Origin of the sequence: Terrilactibacillus tamarindi, from assembly GCF_009718825.1 — a bacterium.
GTDB lineage: Bacteria > Bacillota > Bacilli > Bacillales > Sporolactobacillaceae > Terrilactibacillus > Terrilactibacillus tamarindi.
Genome location: NZ_WNHB01000004.1, coordinates 71924 through 94355 on the forward strand (window position 1 = coordinate 71924; position 22432 = coordinate 94355).

The 22432-nt window shown below is 36.4% G+C and carries 17 protein-coding genes; 6 read left to right on the forward strand and 11 right to left on the reverse strand.

From position 1 onward, the window contains the following. The first annotated feature begins 172 nt into the window (after window positions 1-172). The 3 genes from GMB86_RS03610 to GMB86_RS03620 all read left to right on the forward strand — a co-directional run bounded on the left by GMB86_RS03610 (window position 173) and on the right by GMB86_RS03620 (window position 4269). Window positions 173-835 carry a hypothetical protein gene (locus tag GMB86_RS03610; RefSeq protein WP_408033826.1) on the forward strand — a complete coding sequence of 221 codons (663 nt, stop codon included), beginning with the start codon at window positions 173-175 and terminating at the stop codon, window positions 833-835. Window positions 836-1173: 338 nt separating this feature from the next. Then, window positions 1174-2355: a hypothetical protein gene (locus tag GMB86_RS03615; RefSeq protein ID WP_078989005.1), complete on the forward strand. Its 1182-nt coding sequence runs from the start codon at window positions 1174-1176 to the stop codon at window positions 2353-2355. A 24-nt stretch (window positions 2356-2379) separates the two neighbouring features. Further along, the gene (locus tag GMB86_RS03620; protein WP_155216904.1) at window positions 2380-4269 is read left to right on the forward strand and encodes a hypothetical protein; all 1890 of its coding nucleotides are present in this window, start codon (window positions 2380-2382) and stop codon (window positions 4267-4269) included. A 518-nt stretch (window positions 4270-4787) separates the two neighbouring features. Here GMB86_RS03620 and GMB86_RS03625 read toward each other — a convergent pair. The 4 genes from GMB86_RS03625 to GMB86_RS03640 all read right to left on the reverse strand — a co-directional run bounded on the left by GMB86_RS03625 (window position 4788) and on the right by GMB86_RS03640 (window position 8297). Next, window positions 4788-6353 (reverse strand): replication-relaxation family protein, encoded by a 1566-nt coding sequence (locus GMB86_RS03625; protein ID WP_155216906.1) that lies wholly within the window; start codon window positions 6351-6353, stop codon window positions 4788-4790. Between the two features lie 79 nt (window positions 6354-6432). Further along, window positions 6433-7002 (reverse strand): hypothetical protein, encoded by a 570-nt coding sequence (locus GMB86_RS03630; protein WP_078989009.1) that lies wholly within the window; start codon window positions 7000-7002, stop codon window positions 6433-6435. A 195-nt stretch (window positions 7003-7197) separates the two neighbouring features. Beyond that, a complete protein-coding gene (locus tag GMB86_RS03635; protein WP_016201516.1) occupies window positions 7198-7410 on the reverse strand; it encodes a hypothetical protein in 213 nt (70 codons plus the stop codon). A gap of 335 nt (window positions 7411-7745) precedes the next feature. Further along, window positions 7746-8297, reverse strand: coding sequence for a hypothetical protein (locus tag GMB86_RS03640; RefSeq protein WP_155216908.1), 552 nt, complete (start codon window positions 8295-8297; stop codon window positions 7746-7748). Window positions 8298-8606: 309 nt separating this feature from the next. Here GMB86_RS03640 and GMB86_RS03645 point away from each other — a divergent pair, with 309 nt between their 5' ends. Both GMB86_RS03645 and GMB86_RS03650 read left to right on the forward strand, forming a co-directional pair. Next, complete coding sequence (locus GMB86_RS03645) at window positions 8607-8762, forward strand: hypothetical protein (protein WP_155216910.1); 156 nt, start codon at window positions 8607-8609, stop codon at window positions 8760-8762. Between the two features lie 266 nt (window positions 8763-9028). Continuing rightward, entirely contained in the window at window positions 9029-10558 is a 1530-nt protein-coding gene (locus GMB86_RS03650; RefSeq protein ID WP_155216912.1) for a malate:quinone oxidoreductase, read from the forward strand. A gap of 296 nt (window positions 10559-10854) precedes the next feature. Here GMB86_RS03650 and ahpF read toward each other — a convergent pair whose 3' ends face one another. Both ahpF and ahpC read right to left on the reverse strand, forming a co-directional pair. Continuing rightward, window positions 10855-12381: an alkyl hydroperoxide reductase subunit F gene (gene ahpF / locus GMB86_RS03655; protein ID WP_155216914.1), complete on the reverse strand. Its 1527-nt coding sequence runs from the start codon at window positions 12379-12381 to the stop codon at window positions 10855-10857. A gap of 12 nt (window positions 12382-12393) precedes the next feature. Continuing rightward, a complete protein-coding gene (gene ahpC, locus GMB86_RS03660; protein WP_155216916.1) occupies window positions 12394-12957 on the reverse strand; it encodes an alkyl hydroperoxide reductase subunit C in 564 nt (187 codons plus the stop codon). 566 nt (window positions 12958-13523) lie between these two features. Here ahpC and GMB86_RS03665 point away from each other — a divergent pair. Continuing rightward, window positions 13524-14987 carry a protein adenylyltransferase SelO gene (locus GMB86_RS03665; RefSeq protein ID WP_155216917.1) on the forward strand — a complete coding sequence of 488 codons (1464 nt, stop codon included), beginning with the start codon at window positions 13524-13526 and terminating at the stop codon, window positions 14985-14987. A 132-nt stretch (window positions 14988-15119) separates the two neighbouring features. Here GMB86_RS03665 and GMB86_RS03670 read toward each other — a convergent pair whose 3' ends face one another. The 5 genes from GMB86_RS03670 to GMB86_RS03690 form a co-directional block, all read right to left on the reverse strand. Then, the gene (locus tag GMB86_RS03670) at window positions 15120-17066 is read right to left on the reverse strand and encodes an ABC transporter permease (RefSeq protein ID WP_155216919.1); all 1947 of its coding nucleotides are present in this window, start codon (window positions 17064-17066) and stop codon (window positions 15120-15122) included. After that, window positions 17056-17817 (reverse strand): ABC transporter ATP-binding protein, encoded by a 762-nt coding sequence (locus tag GMB86_RS03675; RefSeq protein ID WP_155216921.1) that lies wholly within the window; start codon window positions 17815-17817, stop codon window positions 17056-17058. Before GMB86_RS03675 ends, GMB86_RS03670 begins: the two co-directional genes overlap by 11 nt. 99 nt (window positions 17818-17916) lie before the next feature. Continuing rightward, on the reverse strand, window positions 17917-18921 hold the full coding sequence (locus tag GMB86_RS03680; RefSeq protein ID WP_329602741.1) for a sensor histidine kinase: 1005 nt from the start codon (window positions 18919-18921) through the stop codon (window positions 17917-17919). Between the two features lies 1 nt (window position 18922). Then, window positions 18923-19609, reverse strand: a complete 687-nt coding sequence (locus tag GMB86_RS03685; RefSeq protein ID WP_155216923.1) for a response regulator transcription factor — start codon at window positions 19607-19609, stop codon at window positions 18923-18925. Between the two features lie 124 nt (window positions 19610-19733). Further along, window positions 19734-22277: a tetratricopeptide repeat protein gene (locus tag GMB86_RS03690; RefSeq protein WP_155216925.1), complete on the reverse strand. Its 2544-nt coding sequence runs from the start codon at window positions 22275-22277 to the stop codon at window positions 19734-19736. Window positions 22278-22432: the final 155 nt, after the last annotated feature.

Here is a 22432-nt window from a genome sequence, read left to right on the forward strand (position 1 = left end):
TTTTATGTTGACAAGTTTAATAACAAATGTTATGTTATGTATAACAAATGTTATGGTTAATGGTAATAAAAAAGTGCGACTGCAATCGCACTCTTAAAAAAGCTGGTTTGTGCTTTTTCCTAAATTATATAATAGCATAAACAAACCAGCAAATCACATTATTTTTAGTGAGGTGCTTGATTTGAATATTAGATTGCAAGATGTTAGCGTTGTTATTAACGGAACATCCCGTTATAACGGCAATTTATATGACACTGTTCATGTGGAAACATTACTCGTTATGGACGAGCCTATCCCAGCTGAGGAAACTTGGTATGTTCCTAACGGAAGTTCCGTACCACCGGAAGTATTAAACTTCTTTAAAATTGCAGGGATTGACATGAATCCTAAAAAGGCTTCGACTATTTTGCAAGGAACTGAGGACATACGTGAACAAGCTGAAGGTGAAAACTTACAAGGGGTAATCGAAGACGCAGCTCGTTATATGATGAGAGCAGTGTTAAAGAAGACCCCTCTAACAGCAATTTCAGGTTCACCAAACACGTATCTGTTATCGTACGACTATAAAATTTATCCAATAAATAATGGTACAGATTATGAGTTCAACATCCGTGTACCTTTTGATGGTCTTACTGTTGCAGGGAACGGTGGAAGAGTACAACTAACAATCATAACACCAATTGGTGCACAGATTGATACTTCCTTAACTAAGGGTGTAGATGAAAACGGCCAAGAAATTAGTGAGTTGGTTTCTCCTGTACCGAATGTAAATCGTCAAATAGTTTCCTTTGCATACCAAATTGATCCTGATTTTATTGTTCGCTATCGATATTAATTAAAAAACCTTTAACCATAACACTTTGTACCTCCTATATCGGAGGTTTTTTTGTATGTACTGTGTTATAAAATATTGGTGCGACATATTGTTTCTTTAATTAAAAGAGGAAAGAATAATGAGAGTGCGAAGATTACCATTATTGCACTCTTGTTTTCTATTAAATAACATAAACAACCTCAGTGGCAAAGTATTTAAACGTACTTAATAGCTCGATTCTTTAACTAGATAAGACTACGGCACAATTCTGTAATTATACAAATTCAGGTATGTGATTAAATGGTAATATGTAGTATCATGGTTAAATTTATTTTTCGATGAATATAGAGGGTGATTTTATGCGGAAATATGATGAATTAAAAAAGAAAAAGGAAGATGCCATATCAGATATAAAGATTAGAACAAATAACATTCAAAAGCTTGGTACAGAGTCTAAAAGAGTAGCCGAAATAAGTAAGAATGTAAACATCATTATTACTAATCTAGATCGACAATTTGAACAAGCTACAAAATTAGATGGCATAGATATAACATTTTTATTCTTTGCAACTGCACTTCAATGTGTACGACAATACATAATAGGAACTATCACACAAAGGACTGACGATAAAACTGCCGCTAAAAAAATTAAGGGTAACGAAAAAGAGCAATCTAACAGGTCACACCAATTATATAAGCCAAGTTTAGAAGAAATATTTACAAATCCGGTTCCGTTTGATGCAATGTTTGGCAGTAAAGATTTTAATTTAGGAATAGGTGGTGGATTTACTCATCGAGCTAAAACTTTAGGCCATGATCCAATATTAGGGTGGATATTTGGAACAATGAACATTGCAACAAGTACAATGACAGTTGCGGGCTTAGGACTCCCGAAATCATATCATATTAAAACAGGGAAAACAGCGCGTGGTGATGCAAGAGATAAGATTCATAGTAATGCAGACACTCTTAAAGTTTTTGCTTATTCCAAAAGTAAACTTATGGACGAGGGGAAAAAGGGAAAAGAAATAATTGGCGCTTCATTGATAAAGGAAGCATTACACTTAAAATCTGATTTATATTCAACAGCAAGTCTACCTTTGCCTTTAATTTCTCCAATATCAGTGGAATTCGCTCGTAAATTAGCTACTTATGGTTTAGACATGGGAAATACTTTGAAAGTAGGGAATCAAGCTGGTTATGCAGTGTTAATAAATTCATTAGTGGCGATGATTCATGGCTTATTTTATGATGAAAGTAAATATAGCAGCTGGAATATGTTTTCGGTGAAAACTAGAAAAATATTGAGCTATTCCAATGTTTTAGCAACAACAAGTAATGTTATTGCTGTTGCTATAGCTTCTGGAATAGGGGTATTTACTGAAAATCCGGAAATGGTGAAGAAATCACTTAATTATTTGGATATTGGTGGAATACTGGTAACAATTTATCGCCTTGTCAATGATCATAAATTTATTGAAGAGGTCAAGCAAGAGTTTTTAGAACAGGAATTTTACAATATTGTTATGGGTGAAAGTTAATTTAGAGGGTTAGGTGGAGAAGTTATGTCAAGAAAAGATTTTTATAAAGGAATGGAAGCAGCAGCAAAACCATTTGAAGAGAAATTCCAAGAACAGTCTCAGGCTTTTGAAGAAGTAGCTCAATCTATCAACAATAAGCTTAATGACTTCAGTTTTACAACTGATCAAATTATTGATGAATTAAATGCAATGGAAAAGAAACGTCTATATGATTTAAATACATTAATTGATATCGCCAAATTAGGCGATGATGAAAAAGAGCTTTTAATGGCTATTTTATATACGTTAGTGGGTATGACAGATTATGTCACAGAATACCAGCAGGCGTTTTTAAGGTCAGTAAAAAATCATCTTCAGGTCAAAGGTGGGCAACCGTCTATTGATTTATCGGTCATTGAAAATATTGAAAATCTTAATGACCAAAAGGCTATTCTTCAGACTGTTATGGAATTTCTTTTTCTTGAAAATGCTAGTCATGGATATATGGATGAATACAGTGATGTGATGGAATATTTTAGTGTTAACAAAAAAGGAATAAGAGAAATTCAGGATTGTATTGATAAAATCTATAAAGCAACTGGTTTAGAAGGTATTGCTGAAAATTATGGATATGTACCAGAAGAGCCGGTTCAAAATACTAATAATGATTTTTTTGGTAGTGAAAAAAGGGACTATTCTGATTTACCAAACCTTAAAATTTCAGAAGGTTTGGTAGTTAATACGAACGAAGCTAAAACCTTTGAAAATCTTAATCTCTTTTTTGAAGAATGCATAACGGTCAATAAAGGCGGTAAATTGGTAATTAATAATTGTACAATTAAAACAAAAAAGACCTTGGATACAGCCATTTTATCAGATGATGCGGGGGTCATTATTTCAGGATGCGTCATTGACTATTTTGGGCTTGACGATAAACAGTTTTTTACGGCGAAAAACTCCAAATTATTAATTCAGAGTACTGAATTAGTAGACTGTCATCGATTAATTAGTCATACAACTGAGGATACCGTAATAGAATTTAGCCATTGTGCAAGTAATAATCTTGGAATTCAGGTGACTTCAGACATGAAGAGAAACATCTTACGATTGACAGATTGTGATTTTATTTCATCGAATGATGGTAACGGAGAATTTTATGAAAATCGTCAATGTGCATTCTCAGCACCGAACCTAGTGGTTAGAAATTGTCAGTTTTCTAACTTTCAATATGGAGTTTTTGATATTCCAAGTTTAATTACCTTTTTTAATTTTAATCCAAATGATATGGATTCGATTGATTTGATTGAGATTACTGATTCAAGTTTCATAAACTGTAATGGGGCCATTTATGATAATGGTGGTGCTAAAGAAATTTTAATAACAGATAGTTATTTTGAAAATTGTGTTGATATTTTTACAGGTGAGGGTTTTGATGAAAAGTATGCTGTGAAGTTTATCGACTGTAGATTAGAAAATTGTAAAGGATTGTTAAGTAATGCAGTACGACCATTTTACATGAGGAACACTACAGTTAATGAGGGTTTTATGATTCTTCAAACTCGTGAGCAAGTAACAATGGAACATTGTATATTTACTAATTGGAACTTAAAAAAGACAGTACCATATCTACATCATTATAATTATTCAGTTTCAATACCAATAGAGGTTGGAAAAAATAGTCTATTCAAGGATTGTATATTTAAAAACATTAATTTAGAGGGTAGTGATTGGGGACTTTCTAACTACTTTATTGGTGGAAATAGTAATGGTGCGACCATTCTTGCAGAGTCTTGTGAATTTGAAAATATCTCTTCATATGAAGAAATTTTTAGGAAAGTTGAACATTATACTTTATATACTGGAACCTTGATCGTAAGAGGAAGGAAAGAAGCTGCTTATACACAAGTAGAAATTAAAAATTGTACAGGCCTTTAATATAAGGTATATTAGGAAAATTAGTTAGAGAAATTGGAGTGCGAAAATAGATATTATCGCACTCTTATTTTATTCAGTTACATAAATTGTCTGTTAGCAATAAAACCTTTTAACGAAATGCACAAGGTAAAGAGAGTACACTAAAATGGAGAACTTTTTAAGATGAATGCGCTGATAATACATATGTTTGGGGGGAAATCCATAATAATTGCTAACAGCGGATGTACATAAGGTAAAGAGAGTACACCAAAATGGAGAACTTTTTAAGATAAAATGCGCTGATAAGAGAGATCTTAAGGAAAAAACCTATTATAAATGCTATCAGCCGGATGTTTATAAGGTAAGAGAGTACACCGAAATGGAGAACTTTTTAAGAGAAAATGTACAAAAAGAGTACTTCATGGATAAAAAACCGTTCAACTACTACCAGCCAGCGAGGTGTTTACAAGGCAAGAGAGTACACCAAAATGGAGAACTTTTTAGGAAGAAGTATATACAAAAGCCAGTTATTCATAAGACTAGAATAACTGGCTTTTATCGATTTGCTTCTTATTAGCATTGTAAAGAAGCAGTTTACTGTTGGATATTTCATCTATAGCAGCGAATACTATATTGTCTATATCCATTCCGTTATTATCAACTATTTCTCTCGTTATCTTATTGGTGTTTACTTTCTTTGTTTTCCTAATGACATCATTAAATAGTTCTTCTTTTCTTTTATACAATGCCAAGATCTTTGCATTGTATTTGAACCGACCATTGGCTGTAGGAACTGCATAATATGCCAACCTCTCCATGTCTTTTACGTTTCCTTCTCTAATAAATAGAGGAATAAAGTATTGTTCGTATTTATCTTCTGTATCCTGATAGTATCTAAACAAAAAATCTGGAATAAAGTTTAGACTGTTTGTCGATATGCCAAGAGTTGGATAAAAGTGTTTATCGACAACCATAAACTTCAAATTTTTCCAATTCGGTTTCAACCCTGCCTTAATTAAAGTGATAAATGTTTTTTTGTAAACTTCATAGGAATATGATTTTATGTTATTGATCAGTTCTAGATATACTGCTTCAACAACTGTGTAAAATCTTTTCATACCGGTAACATAAACCTCAATTTTCCAGTCTTTGTAGTCGTTCATATGAGCAATTTCATGTTTTAAGTTGGCAATACGAATGTCTTTGTTGCTATGGATGTTCTTGGTTATTACCACATCACTATCATCCATTAAAGCGAAGATGACTTTGTGGTTATGCTCTCTCTCGTTCTTAGCCAACTCTTCATATCGGTACAGTTTTCCTTCGATAGATCTAACATCATGCTTTTCGATTATCGTATTGGTATGATCACGTTTAGTTTTTATTTTTTCATTTCCACTATCCACTTCGATGTAGAGGTATGTGTCCCTAATTTTGAATATCCAATCTGGTATTAATCCAGTCTTATCACCAAGTTGCTTATTAATAAGGGTGAATTCCTGTGGGACAAAAGATTGCAGCACATCTAATTCTTTGTGTCTGTCGATGAATGTAGCCTTGTACTGTGATAACGATTTTAATGGAGGAATAAAATCATTACCGAAGTTTTGCTTCTTAAAGATAATGATAGGTTCTTCTAACTCTTCATCCTTATCTTCTCTGAACGGAATAACATATTTTCCTCCATCAGCAATATAAAAAGGCTCTTTTTGACTAACGCATTTTAAAACTTCTATAACAGATTGTTTAATAGCGAGGGTATGATCTAAGTTGCTTTTTGCTTGATATTTCAGTTTTTCTTCCATACCCAAGTAGCCGAGTTTTTTAAGAATTGTTTGGCCTGCAGGTGTTAAGTTGATAATTGCCATTTCATATCCATTTTGCATTTTTTCTTTACTTTTTTCTACAATGTTAGCATTGTCCCAACGGCTCATTTTTCTACGAAAAGCAGCATCGCTTATATGTTTTAAGAGAGAGTAAAACTCATAAAACTGAGGTTGTGATAATATGCCCTGTTCGTTCAAGAAAAGAAGTGCGTATATATCTATGCTTTCTAATTGAATACGCCGTTTTTTCGATTTAGATAAATAATAATATACTTTCAAATTCCTATTCTCCTTTTTTATTTACAAAAGATAAAGGCACACTCTCTAGAGGAAAATGTGCCATCGGGTTATTCGTCCTCTATGAAGTTAGCAAGTGTTTGTTATACTGCTTTAAAAACTCATAAAAGATGTCATTATCCATTTCCTTTATGCTTTCTAATTCACAATTTTTTCGTGGACTGTTTTCTTTATTGCTAAGGGATCTTGAATTATTGATGGCTTTTTTATCTTCAATAATTTCTTTGATAGAGAAGGTTTGACTGAAGATATCTATATTCCATTCGACATATACATTTGTGAATTTACTCTTTGCCTTCTCAATTTCAATATGGTCACCTAAAAAGATTTTGTGGCTTACCTCAGTTTCAGTCTCGAAAAGATCGATAACATTTTTAAGTGTATATTCATGAATGAATCCAAGCCCAGAAAAACAGTACATGCCTTCCCCTTTCCAAGATATTTTCAAGGAAAGGTTCTCATCAATATCTTTGTCCTTCTCATCAATGTAATTTTCATCGATTAAAAATTGCAACGCTTGCTCTTCTAGATCCTTAACATTTGTTACATAAAATTTTCCTTGATAATTCTCTTCATTAATTAGCATTAGCTCTTCGTAAAGCGCATCATAATCCTTTTTATTTAATATCACATAGATTCCTCCAATATATTTTAATCAAAAATAAAAGCCCCATAATGACGTTTAAACGCAATAGTACGTTTGTTTAAACTCAGCAATGGGGCTTTCCCTTATTCCGTTTTAAATTTATATAAATTACACGTAACGACGATTTTATGAATGGTTTAATTAAAATGACATGTCACTTAAAGGAAGTTAAAAAGTGTTTTACTTTCTTCTGCCGGAGAACCACCTATCCCAAAGTTCTTGAAATAGTGTATTTCTTTTTATCATGACAACATATCCAATTGCAAGCATAGCAACAGCAACAGGCTGAACAGGGAGGCCAACGAAAATGTTAACAACAATTGTATATGTCAGAGCCACAGTAAAACAGATACCTAGGATGTTAGCGTATAGTATTATTTTGTTGAAGTCCATGAGCTGTCCTCCCTTAAATTATATCCTGACTATATTTCCCGACTATAAATCAGGAGCATCCTAGTAACAATCTAGTAAAGGTTATTGGATGCGATTAATTTGTGTAGGTTTAATTTATATCAAAAAGGTCTTTCTTTTTCTATATAGTCGGCATTTAAAAGGATTGTCCATAGGGCACATAAACCATTGATATTACTGGTATTAGAGAAAGAGATAGTATACTCGTTGAACGGACCCCTTTAACGGATATACTTCAACGTGCATAGTTATCCTATTTGTTGCTTGAAAAGCATGCTTGATTTAACTTTTATATGCCTCTTTGCACTGTAAGTTTATTATTGGAAATTGCCATCATATAAATCTAAAAATGTCTCAATTGCTTTGTTAACAATGAATTTCTTCTCAAGTCCACTAGTGTTAGCAAAGTCGTCTAGTCGCTGCATTACATGCTCTTGGACCGGAACGTTCAGCTGTTTTGTTAAGGAATCTGTATTCCTATAAGCAGCATGTTCAAAAAGAAGTTTTCCAAACAATTCGTATTTTAGGGTTGCAGTCTCCCTTTCATAATTCCCTTTTATATATTCCTCCACAATTTTCTTTAGGGTGGTTATTTCCTGTTCATTCAAATCTAAACTATCAACGGTGGTTTTTGATCTATCTTTTGAGTAAGATATTGTCCAAAATTGCTTAGTTAGGATACTTGGATCAATTTTGGTGAAGTTCCATTCGCCGTTAATATCACAGGTGGCGCCAACGGCTTTTAATCTATTAGAAACAGTAGAAGCAGCTTTGTAGCCTTTCGAGTTACAGATTTCTTGTTCTGTAGTTCCACCTTCAATTAATGAAATGATATCTTGTAAAGTTGCTTTGTCGATGTCTATCTCCATTTTAATTATTCCCTCCTTTCAATTAAAGGTAAAAACATTTTAGCTTGAACTTTTTCCAATTCGAATAGAAAAATAAAAATTATTTACTTAATCTTGAATTTTTATTGGTGTTTCCTTTTAATGAAGCTAAAACAAATAGATGTTAGTTTTTTCTAATGAAACTGATTAAGTTTTTGCTAAGTTTCATTTAAGTTAAAGTAGACTTTAATGAAATTTAAATAGAACTAATCTCCGCGTGCCTGTCACCACCCGAAGTTTGTTGAATATTGTCGAAGTGCCGGGGCCCTAATAAAGATGATTATACGTTAAGTGTTAGTTCAACTTGTATTGCTACAGCAGGTGGAGGATTATTCTTCTAATGTGACAGGGTTGGATCGTCAACAGGTCAATGCATTAATCCATGGTATACAAGGAGTCAAAGTAATTGGACATGGAAGAGGAGCCCAATATGTCCTTGATGAATGATTATAAATACATTAATTTGACATTTAGTATACTGCTACTTATTTGTTTTATACAGTAGTAACTCAAATTTAGTTGCACGGATATACTGTTTTTAAGCCTTTTCTAACTCAACTTCCCACCTTTTACCAACCCCAAATAATCTCAAATTCTCAGATAATACTAGATATTTTAATCCATACATCTTTATAATAGACTTATAATACATTGAGCGAGAAAAAGGTGATTATTCATCTTTTTTATAAATATAGGGGGATAAGGAAGAATATATGAGCGATAATCAGAAAAGCACAGACGTTATTTTAATTGGTGCTGGGGTCATGAGTGCGACTTTGGGATCATTATTGAAACAGTTAGCACCTGAATGGGAAATCAAAGTATTTGAGAAACTTGCAAATGCAGGAGAAGAAAGTTCTAATGAATGGAATAATGCGGGCACGGGGCATTCGGCCTTATGTGAGCTTAACTATACACCTGAAAAAGAAGATGGATCGATCGATATTCGTAAAGCGATTAAAATTAATGAACAGTTTCAGCTTTCGAGGCAGTATTGGTCTTATCTTGTAAATAGTCATCAGATTCGTCAACCAGGGGACTTTATCAAGCCAATTCCTCATATGAGTTTTGTCCAAGGGGAGAAAAATGTCTCGTTTTTGAAAAAGCGTTTCGAAGCGTTGTCAAACAATCCTCTGTTTGAAGGGATGGAGTTTTCAGATAGACCTGAGAAGCTGAAGGAATGGATTCCGCTGATCATGGAAGGTCGTACATCGAATGAACCGATAGCGGCAACAAGAATTGAATCGGGTACGGATGTCAATTTTGGGGCTTTAACACGCCTTTTATTTAACCAATTAAAGCAACAAAGCATTGAGGTAAACTACAACCACAAGGTTAAAGATATAAAACGTACGACGGGCGGCTTGTGGAAAGTGAAAGTGCTTAATATCGACAGCGGTCACATCGAGACCCATACGGCAAAATTCGTCTTTATCGGGGGTGGGGGCGGAAGTCTTCCTTTACTTCAAAAAACAGGCATTCCTGAGTCAAAACATATTGGCGGGTTCCCGGTAAGCGGACTATTTATGGCCTGTCACAATCCGGAAGTTGCAGGGCAGCATCATGCCAAAGTGTACGGCAAAGCCAAGGTTGGCGCTCCCCCTATGTCTGTTCCACATCTCGATACGAGATACATCGAAGGCAAACAAACCTTGTTGTTTGGGCCATTTGCCGGCTTTTCACCTAAGTTCTTAAAAACGGGTTCGAATTTAGATTTGTTAGGCTCGATTAAACCGAATAATCTTCTCACGATGCTCGCAGCAGGTGTCAAAGAGATGGCATTGACTAAATACCTGATCGAGCAAGTATTGTTATCGAATGAAAAGCGCATGGAAGCTTTGCGCGAGTTTATTCCGAACGCCAAGAGTGAGGATTGGGAAATGGTAGTCGCGGGACAACGGGTGCAAGTGATCAAAGACACTGAAGCTGGCGGGAAAGGAACCCTTCAATTTGGTACGGAAGTGATCAGTAGCGAGGATGGCTCGATCGCTGCCTTGCTTGGTGCTTCACCAGGGGCATCGACTGCTGTTCACGTGATGCTGGAAGTATTGGAAAAATGCTTCCCCGAACATATGAAAGCGTGGGAACCGAAAATAAAAGAAATGATTCCTTCTTATCGCCTGTCGCTTACGGAAAACCCAGAGCTTTTCCAAGCCATTCATACGTCAACAACCCAGACGCTGGGATTAAGCGAAGTACAATGGTCTAATGATGAAGTGGCTGTGTCTAAGGTAAACAATTAAGCCATTTATCCCGCATTAACGGCGAGTATTGTCCCCAACCTCATATTATGAGTGTAAATGAGTATCCCTAGGTAGGGGATAACTACCATAAAAAAGGCGATTGGTTCAGGTTTTTCAATCAGTGGTGGATGAAGAAAACCTCTACTGATTGAAGTGATGATCGGGTAGAGCGAGTACTTTTGATTTACGCCAAATTTCGACACAATTCGGGTGGTGACAGGCACCAGACAGGCACAGGCACCAAAAAAAACAGGCACCCAAAAGCACCAAAAAAGGGGCTGTCAAACAGCCCCTTTTTAATTCCGTATGAGATAATCAAATGCACCTAGTGCAGCGGTAGCTCCGGAACCCATTGAAATAATAATTTGTTTATATGGACTATTTGTACAGTCACCTGCAGCAAATAATCCAGGGACGTTCGTTGCCCCGCGTTTATCAACAACGATTTCACCGCGTTCACGTTCTACCGTATCGCCGAGCCATTCGGTGTTTGGTACAAGGCCGATTTGAACAAATACACCTTGCAATTCGATGTGGCCTTCTTCACCGGTTGCACGGTCAACGTAGCTAATACCATTGACTTTGTCTATACCAGTGATTTCTTTCGTTTGAACATTTTTCAATACAGTCACGTTAGGCAGGCTGTATAAACGTTTTTGCAAGACATCGTCAGCTTTGAGTTCTGGCATAAATTCAAGCACAGTGACGTGTTTGACGATACCAGCAAGGTCAATCGCTGCTTCAATCCCTGAGTTACCGCCGCCAATAACAGCAACGTCTTTGCCTTCAAATAATGGACCGTCACAGTGCGGGCAGTAGGCAACCCCTTTATTTTTGAACTCTTGTTCACCAGGAACGCCTACATTGCGCCAGCGAGCACCTGTTGAGACGATCACGCTTTTACTTTTGAGTACAGCGCCGTTTTCAAGTTCAACTTCAAAGAGATCTTTCTTCTTAATGCCGGCAGCACGTTGCAAATTCATGATATCGATGTCGTAGTCTTTGACGTGTTCTTCAAGGCTTGCAGCGAGCTTTGGACCTTCAGTGGCTTTTACACTGATAAAGTTTTCAATGCTTAATGTATCAAGGATCTGTCCGCCAAAGCGTTCAGCAACAATCCCTGTGCGAATGCCTTTCCGTGCGGCATAGATGGCTGCACTTGCGCCAGATGGACCACCACCAACAACGAGAACATCGTATGGGTCTTTATCAGAGAGTTCAGATGAATCTGATCCACTGCCCATTTTAGCCAGAATTTCTTCAAGCGAGATACGTCCGCCATTGAAAAATTCACCATTTAAGAAAACAGATGGAACGGCCATAACATTCTTACTTTCTGCTTCTTCTTTGAATGCGGCACCATCAATCATGGTGTGCGTAATATTTGGATTGAGAACACTCATGACGTTAAGAGCTTGAACAACATCAGGACAGTTATGGCACGTTAAGCTCACGTATGTTTCAAAGTGATATTCGCCGCTAATTCCTTTAATTTGATCAATGAGGTTCTGATCCACTTTCGGTGCTCTTCCGCTGACTTGCAATAGAGCGAGCACGAGTGAAGTGAATTCATGACCTAATGGAACACCAGCAAATGTAACGCCCGTGTCTTCACCTGTACGATTGACACTAAAGCTTGGCGTTCTGTTTAATGTTGCATCCTCTACCGTAATTTTAGGTGACATAGAAGCTAGCTCTTCAGTAAGAGCTAGCATGTCTGTTGAAACTTTATCAGATCCTGCGCTTACTTTGAGAACAATATCATTCTCAAGTAATTGCAAATATTGATTCAATTGGTTTTTAATATCGGCTTCAAGTACCATTTATCGCACCCCTCAGATTTTACCTACGAGATCAAGACTTGGTTTAAGTGTTTCAGAACCTTCTTGCCATTTAGCTGGGCATACTTCGCCTGGATTGTTACGAACGTATTGAGCAGCTTTAATTTTGTTAACAAGTGTACTTGCATCACGGCCGATGCCATCTGCGTTTATTTCAGCAGCTTGAACAATACCATCTGGATCGATGATGAATGTACCACGGTCAGCAAGACCTGCTTCTTCGTTTAAAACGTCAAAGTTACGGCTGATGGTTTGGGAAGGATCGCCAATCATAGCGTAGGTGATTTTTTTAATTTTTTCTGAAGCATCGTGCCATCCTTTATGAACGAAATGAGTATCGGTTGATACTGAATAAACTTCAACGCCTAATTTTTTCAAAGTTGGGTATTCATTTTGTAAGTCTTCAAGTTCTGTTGGACATACGAATGAAAAGTCGGCTGGATAGAAACAAACAACACTCCATTGACCTTTTAATGTTTGTTCAGTAACATCGATAAACTCACCGTTTTTGTAAGCTTTTGCGCTGAATGGTTTTACTTCACTTCCGATAATTGACATAATGTATCTTCCTCCTAAAATATATTTAAAATAACAAAGCACTAAGCTTTATTATTTATAATTATTATAATTACATATTAATTATTAAATAATAGTTTTTATTTGTCAAGAAAAATGTATATCTTGTATTAATTTTTACAATGCCGATTAATGCTAGAGTTAAGTATAGCGTAGGATTTCTGCCAGTTTAATTTATTTTATATATGGTATTCAAAAGATGAACATCAATTGTTCTTATTCTCAAATAGGGAGATTTTTTGGTATAAATGAATTTGGATGAAAAACAAAAGATCGACTAATATTACCATTCACTTTTATTTTAACTTAATTTTTCACTCTCTTACCACTTTTAAGTCTTGACCGAGGATTTTTACAGTAGTTAAATCATTTTCTAACCTATAGGTATAATTTTACATATTACCTCTAGGTTAAATATACATTTAATAAACGGATAATAAAATTGGCAGAATTAGAAGAGGCTAGATTGTAGATCATTCAGAACAACATTATAATTTTTGATTTTCATTTAGAAATAATACTATACAAAAAATGTAAAGGAGATAACTATGACAAAGCGTAACGAAGCAGGATGGAACTTTGACAACAGCTACAGCCGTTTGCCGAGTTCGTTTTTTTCCAGTACCAATCCAACTCCCGTACAGTCACCGAAGTTGGTCATCCTTAATCACTCTGTTGCAACTTCCTTGGGTTTGAGCATTCAGGAACTGCAAAGTGAAAATGGGGCGGCTATTTTTGCTGGGAATGATATTCCTGAAGGTGCTGCGCCTCTTGCACAAGCTTATGCAGGGCACCAATTCGGACATTTTACGATGTTAGGGGACGGACGCGCGGTGCTATTAGGTGAGCAGATTACACCCCAAGATGAGAGGTTTGATATTCAACTAAAGGGTTCAGGGAGAACGCCATACTCTCGAGGTGGTGATGGCCGGGCAGCGCTTGGACCCATGCTGCGCGAGTATATCATCAGTGAAGCTATGCATGCACTAGGTATTCCGACCACTCGTAGTTTAGCGGTGGTAACTACGGGAGAGTCAATTATCAGAGAAACGGACTTGCCAGGTGCTATTCTCACTCGTGTGGCTGCCAGTCATCTGCGCGTCGGAACTTTTGAATACGTGGCGGAATGGGGAACGGAAGAGGAACTTCGGATTTTAGCTGACTACACGCTAAACCGGCATTATCCACACATTGCGAATGATGAGAAACGGTATCTCACACTCCTTCAAAAAGTGATCGAGCGGCAAGCGAAACTTATTGCTAAATGGCAGCTGGTTGGTTTTATTCATGGGGTGATGAATACTGACAACATGACGATTAGTGGAGAAACCATCGACTATGGGCCCTGTGCTTTCATGGATGCCTATGATCCGAATACAGTATTTAGCTCCATTGACCGTCGTGGTCGCTATGCCTATGGCAATCAGCCGCATATGGCGGGGTGGAACCTCGCACGATTTGCTGAAACCTTATTGCCACTTATCGATGATAATCAAGACAAGGCTGTCGAAAAGGCGCAGGAGGAAATTTCTCATTTTATTGAACTTTATAAATCAAATTGGCTCAGAGGAATGAGAGCAAAACTTGGGTTATACAGCGAAGAGGAACAGGATGAGGCTCTTATTGACGACCTCCTCAGTATGATGTTGAAATATGGGGCGGACTATACGAATACGTTCCGAGCATTAACGTTGAATACACTGGAAGATTCAGTCTTATTTGGAACTACCGAGTTCAAGGATTGGCAAAAAAGCTGGGAGACCAGATTAGTAAGACAGCAGGAAGCGAAAGCATCCGCTACTCGGTTGATGCAGAAGAGCAATCCGGCGATAATTCCGCGGAACCATCGGGTGGAAGAGGCATTAGCTGCCGCAGTGGAACGAGGAGATTATAGCGTCATGCAACGGCTTTTGGATGTTCTTTCAAACCCTTACGCTTACTCTACTGAACAAACTGACTATGCGACCGTGTGTGAGTCAACAACTCCTTACCAAACGTTCTGTGGGACATGATCATATCTATTCATATCAATGTACACTGGATGACGACCATCTAAGAGATACGTTACGTTGGACAATCTAACGATAAAATAAAAAGCTTAAAGCTCCAGACCTTCTTTGGCTGGAGCTTTAGTGGCTTTTATGTTAAAGCGCTTCTTTGATCACTTTTTTGTAATAGAGAACGGAGAGTAATCCGAAAATCGAATACAAAGAAGTATATATAATCATGACGACAATCATCGGCGTCCAAAGCTCGGTACCAAAAAGGAACCACCCTGATTTAACAGCAAAATAACTATGAACTAGCCCAATAACTAAAGGAATTCCAAAATTAAAGAGTTGTTTTGCTTGAATTCCTTTTAGTAAATCACCTTGAGTGAATCCAAGTTTTCTCAATATCGTATAATTGGACTTTTCATCTTCACTTTCATCCATTTGTTTAAAATACAGAATACAGCCTGATGTAATTAGAAAGGTTAATCCTAGAAAGCCGACAATGAACATCGCCAGTCCCATGACTTGTTTCTGACTATTGCTCATTTCAAGACGCGATAAATTTGTAGGTTTCTCACTAATAGGCATACCTTGGAAAATATTATTAGCTTCTTCAATTTTTCCTTTGTCTTTGATATCGATTCCGATATAAAGAGAGGATTCGCGCTGAATCTTTGGGTTGATATCGTCCTTTAAATGCCGAAAAGTTATTTTGTCGACAATGACAACAGGTAGGCCACCATTTGTGAAATTATAGGGAAGAATGAATTCCTTTTTTAGACCTCTATATTTCTGAGAGATAGATTCCCTTTGTCCTTTTAATTCAATTTGTCCAGAACTTTTGAGGGACATCATTTTTTCCACTATATCATTGTATCCCATAAAAAGGGTTTCATCCTTCGATAAATCGAGGTCTTTGACTGATTTGTCACTAATCACGGGAAGGGTCATGATATTTGGATCAAAGTTTAATTCTTTTAGATTTGTATCCATTATATCCGCTATGTTGGCATTGACTTGAATGACATTAATTTTTTTTTCACGATAGGTAATGTCCTTCGCTTTTAACGCTTCTTTAAATTGTTCTGCGTCCTTAATCGTCGTCAATGAAAAATGAGAGGGTACATTCTTTTCAGCACTTTTCTCCGCCGAGAAGTATGAGATATAGCTTAAGGATAATAAGCCGATCGCAAGCGCAGATACTGTTGTAATAATGGTTAATAATAAGGCATTCGATTTCATTCGAAACATAATGGAAGAGAGGGATAAAACCTCATTAATATTTAAATAACCACCCTTCCTTTTTCGAATGATATTTGTGATAAATGTAACAGACCCTTTATAAAAAAGATACGTCCCTATGATGACAGAACCAAGGATAAAAATCATTGCTATGAAGAGCTCGTTGATCGTTGTAAAGTCTCCTTCAAATAATTTCGATGAAATATAGTAGCCTGAGAGGATCAATACTATGCCCATCGCTCCGAAGACGATCTCAAAAACATTTATTTTTCTTACTTTACTTTCTGTCGAAGAAATCACTCTAAATAAGGATAAAATCGTTTGTCTTTTAATAAACAGATAGTTCATCAACATGATGAGGAGGTAGATGGCACAAAAAACAATTAGTGTTTGGATGAATGCTTCTACAGAAAATTGAAGTGTTGTGCTTGTCTCAAGCCCCATAAATTTCAATAAAATCATCATAATTAATTTTGAACTGGAAAATCCAATAAAAATTCCAATAAGTAAGGAACTGAAATAAAGGATAAAGTTCTCAGCGCTTAGGAGGCGGAAGATTCCATTCTTTGTCATTCCAATTAATTGGAATAAGCCAATCTCTTTACTGCGCCTTTTCATAAAAAGTTGATTAGCATATAGAAGGAAAATGGAGACAATAGCAATGAGTAATATGGATGCTGATTTAATGGCAGCTGCTCCTTTAACAGATCCTTTTGCTTCATTCATGGAAGGATCGTACTGCAGTGTAACAAATGCAAAATAAAGAGAGACACTAAAAATTAAGGCAAACACATAGAGATAATAGTTTTTTAGATTTTTTTTCAGGTTGCGAAGGATGAGGTGATTAATGTTCATTTTGCACCCCGCTTAATACAGCTTGTGTTTTCATTATGTCATTGAAAAAGGCTTGTCTGGATTCTTCTCCTTTATTTAATTGTGTATACATTTGCCCATCTTTTATAAAAATAACCCTGCTGCAATAACCGGCCGCCACTGGATCATGAGTGACCATAATAATAGTTGCTCTTCGTTTCCGATTTAATTCGCTAAGCTTATTTAATAAATCAGATGCTGACTTTGAATCGAGTGCACCGGTTGGTTCATCAGCAAAAATGATGCTTGGCTGATGGATAAATGACCGGGCTGCAGAAGTACGCTGTTTTTGGCCGCCGGATATTTCATTTGGATATTTATCTTTTAAATCATAAATGCCCAGTTCTGTAGCAACTTCTTTAAATTTTTGATCAGCTACTTTTTTTGACACTTTTGTAATCGATAATGGTAAAAGAATATTTTCCTTGACCGTCAGGGTATCCAATAAATTATACTCTTGGAAGATAAACCCTAAGTGATTTTTGCGGAATTCTGCTAACTGTTTTTCCTTCATTCCGGTCATTTCCTTTCCATCAATACGGATTGTTCCATTGCTAACTTTATCAATGGAGGAAAGTACATTAAGTAATGTTGTTTTCCCAGAACCAGAAGCTCCCATAATGCTAACAAATTCACCCTCCTCCACGCTAATATCGATACCCTTCAAAACCTCTTGTTTATTAAACTTATTGCCATAGTTTTTATATATTTTAGTTGCTTCTAATATCCTCATTTTGACACGCTCCTTAATTTGATAGTTTTATTATAAAGAGCCTTGCCTCCGTTTTCCTTCGATTTAGCTAACAGACAATAAAAGCATGTGACATTTTTGTCACACGCTCGCAATATGATGAAATTTATTTCTTTTCGGAAAGGTTAAGGTAAAAGTTGTCCCTGTTTCAGGTTTTGACATGACGTCAATATGGAGTAATAATGGCTGAGCTGCTTTTTTGGCTAAGTATAGTCCCATGCCTGTGGCTACATTGTCCTGATGTCTGGACGTGGAGGTAAAGCCTTTATCAAATATGCGCGGCAAGTCTTTAGGATCAATCCCGCGTCCGAAATCTTTAATCTCTAAGGTCGTTTGATCATTTTGTTGGAAGGTTTTGATGATAATATCCGAAGCTTCACTATATTTTACGGAGTTGGTTAATAGCTGTCTGATAATAAATGCCAGCCATTTTCCATCACTATAGACTTCTGTGACCTCTAAATACACATCAAAACCAATCCCTTTTTGTATACACCATGATTGTAGTGCTTTTAGCTCCTTAAAAATTAACGCTTTGACATCAATCTTTTCAATATATAAATCATTTTCAATAAAGAGGATACGGTTTTGATGAAGTTTTTGGTCAAGCAGCAAATGAATTCGCAGCCATTCATGAGTCAATTGTGCTTTCATGATTTCGTCGTCTAAGCGTTCAATCATTAAATGCATGGCTGTTAATGGTGTTTTCACCTCATGAATCCAAGATAATAGCTCATCCTTTTCCTGCTCTAACGTCAGTCGATTTTTTGATGCTTCCTTCTTTAATAGGTTCGTTTGATTCGTTATACTTTCTTCGATTATTTTTTCAAAAGGACTTTCTGCAGTGGCTAGACTCGTCAAGTCAAGATGAGTATCCCATTCTTCCAAGTTTTTATAGAATTTCGTTTCTTTATGATAGCGGATGGTGATAAAAATGGGAAAAATGATGGCAAATAAAAAAGCGATATAAAGGACGGGACCTAACGGAATGGCCGAATCAATATAAGAGATAAAGATGATAAGGAGCATCATGAAAAGAAATAGAAAAATCCAGCTGCATCTTTCAATTAAAAATTTTCTAATCACATCAAATTACCTCTTCTACAGCCATGTAGCCTTGCCCTACTTTTGTTTCAATATAGCGTCCTAAACCAAGATCATCTAGTTTCTTACGTAAACGGTTGACATTGACAGTTAAGGTGTTATCGCTAACAAAGCGCTCATCATCCCATAAACTTTTGATTAATTCTTCTCGGCTGATGATTTTATTTTTTTGTTCCACTAGCTGTTTTAAAATGAAAATTTCATTTTTTGTCAGCTCAATTGATCCAGCCTCGTTGGAAACCGTATTATTCTCATAATCCACTGTCGCTTTATTCCATGTTTTAAGTTTGATTTGTTCGGTATTGTAATTATAAACGCGACGAAGGGTCGCTTGTATCTTTGCAATGAGCACATCAAAATGAAAAGGTTTTTGAATAAAGTCATCCGCACCAAGCTGCATGGACATCACCATATCGGTAGGATGATCACGTGATGATAAAAATATGATCGGTACGTTCGAATGCGCCCGAATCATCCGGCACCAATGGAAGCCATCAAATTTAGGCAATTGAATATCAATAATCACTAAATGAGGTTTTATACTTGTAAATTCTTGCATGACTTTACTAAAATCAGCAATCCCATAAACATCATAAGACCAGCCAGTTAAACGATCCTTAATTTCATTAAATAGTGTTACATCATCTTCAATTAACAATAATTTAAACAATCGAATCACCACACAATCTAATTTTTAACCTATATGAATTGTATAGTAAAAATTTCCTGAATACTATAACGGATATATTTGTTACGTGGTGAATGAAGGGTGCCTGGTACTTTTTGATCTAGTGTCAATTTTCGACACAATTCGGGGAGTGACAGGCACCTTTTAAAAAAGTATTAAACGTTTCTACTTCATTTCGAATACTAATGGTTTGTTCCCAAGAGTCGATAAGTTTTAGTGAATAACCATTGAATTTTAACGCTTTACGATAGTCTTTCATACTGGCATATAAATTTGCCTTGCCGTAATTGTAGTAGATTAGTTCTATGTGATTTGCTTCTGTTTTGTTATATAAAACATGCTCAAAAGTTAATTTTGCTTTTTCGTATTCCTTGCATTTTACATAAGCGATGCCTAAGTTAAAATAGGCTTCGATGGTTTTTTCTCCACCATACTCTAAACTAATTCTATTGGCTTTTTCGTAAAACTGAATCGCCTTTTTGTAGTTTTCACTAAGCAGATTAAGATCGCCTTGAGTGAGTAAGACTCGGTGTTCAATAACGGTGGATCTTTTTCTATCCATAATTTCCTCAAGTAAATTACTTGCTTTCTTTAGATCCATTTTCTTCAAATAGATTTTTGATTTCAAGGAAATCCCCAGTATTTTTAAATCATTAACGTCATTTAACTCAGCATTTAACGAGTCTAATATCTGAAGACCCGCCTCGATTTGTTTGAGTCCTTCATTCAAGTCATCCATTTCTGTAAGAGCCCACCCGACTGTATCAATACGAAATAAGGCCTCAAGTAAAGGGTTCTGTAAATCATTTGCAGCCTCTGCAGCTTTTAAACCGTATTCAATACGAAGGGGTAAATTTACTCGACTTAAAAAATGACTGATTCGGCTAACAAACTGTATTAAAAGTTCTTTTTTCTCATTTGTGCAAGTCCACTCAATAACCTTACGTATGTTGGGCCATTCAACTTTAATCTTTTCTAAGTCACGCCCAAGTAGGTAGTTCCAGTAAGGTATGTTTGGTTGACTGCGTTTGAGATATTTATCTAAATAATTGATATAGTAATGAGCCCATCGATCTCTAGAGATTGTTTCCATCTCTTCGTTTTCAAGTAATCGTTGTTCTCCGTAAGCGACGACTGTTTGATGCGCACGATAGTGTAACTTTCCATCTAAATACTCAGGCTGAATCAATGCATAGGTGCGCATTTGCTCAACAGCATAATGAAACCGTCGAAGACTTAAATTGGATACGGATGCCCAGCTATCTCTATCGGGAGGGTTATTAAAAAAGCCTAACGATTGCCACAGAATTCGAGTATCCTCATGGCAATTTTCCCACGTCCTGCCAAAAAGGAATTCGAATAATTCTAATAGGGAATAACCGGCTGTTTCAATTTCCTGAATGAGTTTTTGTATATCAATGTCGTCTTCAATTATATACGCGATGCTGAGGGCAATGACTTTAGGATTGCCTGCTGTTGCCGAAATTAATTGCTGATAGATTTTTGGCGAAATTTTTGTCAATGCCTTCATTTTTTTTGATTTGTCTTGTGATCGATAGGCTGAAAACTGCCGGCTAATTTCTGTTTTTAGGTAAGTAAGGGCATCCTCATTTTTAAGACCATTTAATGAAATCGCATACATTTTTAGAAATGCGTTATCTTGTATTTTACTATAGCCTTCACGAGAAGTAAGTAATGCTTTGACACCTGGTGGGAGATTGATAATAAATTGAGAAATTTCATTGTCAGCGGTATCAATACTATCTACAATGAGTAGGACCGCCTTCTTACGGGAATACGTAGCTAAAGCATTACGAACAACGAATCTCTTTTCATTTATCGGTTTATCCATTAGTTCCACTCGTCCAAGTTGATAAGCCATTGTGTTTAAGAAGTCACTAAAGCTTAAATGGCCTAAATCGGCACTTACCCAGATTATACAGGAGAAGGTTGGCCAATGATGACCCATTTGTGATTCTCCACGATCACCTAAACAGGCATAAGCTGATTCAAGAGCAAGTGTTGTTTTTCCCATACCTGCCCAACCAGTAATTAAACACACCGGTGAAGCAGACACCATCCAATTTCGAATGGCTTCCATGTCGTTTTCTCGACCAATAAAGTCATCTGACCATCGTGTTGGTAGATTATGTGCCAAGGGTTGAATTTCAATTGCCTTTTCTTTAGGGTCTTCATGGTTTTGAAACAAACGCTTAACTACTTCTTCAATGTCATGATCAAGAGGAGCACCGAATGTTCCATCACTTCTTAGAGTTTTAGATTTCTTAAAACAGGACACTACCCATTCAGGTATAGCAGGGTTGATAACAGGAATAGAAGTTGATTGTAGAAGCCGTGTAAACCATTGGATATCCATATCGCTGTTATTTAGAATAATCCAGATGGCGCCAAAAAGTTTCCCATCTTCAATTCGTCCTGGAATATACTTTGATCCCATTTGCCCCATCCAACTTTTAACGGTGTTTGAAGATATCCCAAGATGGTAGGCTAAATAGTCTAAATAGGATTGTTTTGATGGTTTATGATTGTTATTTTCTTTTTTAGTTTTAAATTTAAGGTGTTTCTTTAATGTTTTGATACCAAGAGATAACAATTCTGAAAAACAATTGCGATCTTCTAGTTCAGCCATGTGTTTTTACACCTCCTGGTTTTTACAAGGTCGTTCAAAAAGTCACCAAATGATAAGCTGCAAATCTCGGCGCCCGCCAAGAGGATCTTCAACTAAAATCGCTCACGTCCTGTGGCTGGTGCCTAAAGCTACCACATCCTGTGGAATGCCGGTCC